Genomic DNA, 1,384 nt, shown 5'->3' on the forward strand with positions numbered 1-1,384 from the left:
GCGGCGGTAAAGCTGCATCTGCCGGTTTTCCTCCTCTCATAGTGGAGGAAAACTGGAAAATGCGAGTTTACCGCCCATGCAAGCGGCGGTAAAGCTGCGTGAGTGTCCGAATAAAGTCGCAAGACCTTTCCATTTCCAATTAACATAAAATAAAATGAAAGAATCAATAGTTCCGTTTTTTCTTGTAGCCCATATCTAGTGAACTCCCGCATGATATGAATGGAGAGAAAAAAATCACACAAGCTGACTTTGGCAATTGACACATGCTGAATTGAATTTCTAGGCTTTTGAATATATATACTGCCCCAGAAATAAAAGTAGAAATATATAAATGGTCATCAAATAAGATCCCCAAAATGAGGCAATAATATCCGAGATATCACTCTATTAATGCAATTCGCACCTGTCTACAACTCCATCCTTAAATCTTTCATCACTCGTACTCTTTAATGATCATCGGTGTGATTCACTTGATAGTAAGTTGTTAAGAATTCAAATTCACGCAAACGGAGGGCCCTTAAGAGAACACTTGTATGAAAGAAATTTTAAAAGCATCGAGTGTCATCACCTTTCTAATCGAAAGCAATGACACAAAAGATTCTGTAATCTTGCAATTAACATATACAGCTTTATTATTATTATTTTTTTTGACATGCTTAGACTTGGAAACTCTCTGGACCTAACCAACAGGCCCTAGGACTGATGGAAGTGGTCAAGTCAAGCTCGATAACAGCTTCGGACCGAAGCTGAACACCCCATTGGAGTTCACATGCACAGAAAAGCAGCGATGTATCGACTACTAGGGCATGTTTGCGAGTATAGGATTTGTTTTTCTGGTTGTCCTGTTGAAATGAAGATTTTGGTGGCTTCACCTATATTCTCAATCATAGATATCAGGATCTCTGGTTTTTTAAGGTAACGGTTCTGGTAAGCTTACTTTGCTTGTTAAGTAAAGTGAAGGGGTAATACGAGAGACATTCGATTTATGGTGTTTTTATTGTGATTTGATATTATTTGACCCAATTGTGATTCACACATGTCCATCCTTCATTTTGTGGAACTAAGCCCGGACCCATGACCCACCAACAAGCGAAAGAAGGGGAAAAAGGATGAAAAATCGGATTGAAAGATTTTCGCCACATGAACCCGCGGCGTAAATGCAATTTCCAGTTTTCCTCCTCTCAGAGCGGAGGAAAACTGGAAAATCAACTTTACCGCCGATGAGAGCAGCGGTAAAGCTGCAACTGCCAGTTTTCCTCCTCTCGGAGCGGAGGAAAGCTGGAAAATCCAATTTACCGCCGATGAGAGCAGCGGTAAAGCTGCAACTGCCGGTTTTCCTCCTCTCAGAGCGGAGGAAAGCTGGAAAATGCGAGTTTGCCGCCCA

At 41.3% G+C, this 1,384-nt stretch carries 1 protein-coding gene; it reads right to left on the bottom strand.

Features of this window, described 5'->3' with window-relative positions; all coding sequences use genetic code 11:
• Positions 1-1,047: 1,047 nt before the first annotated feature.
• Positions 1,048-1,384 (bottom strand): hypothetical protein (locus D7X96_RS40605; protein WP_208647445.1); only part of this gene is annotated, 337 nt, incomplete at its 5' end.

Origin of the sequence: Corallococcus interemptor (assembly GCF_003668875.1) — a bacterium.
Classification (GTDB): Bacteria; Myxococcota; Myxococcia; order Myxococcales; family Myxococcaceae; genus Corallococcus; species Corallococcus interemptor.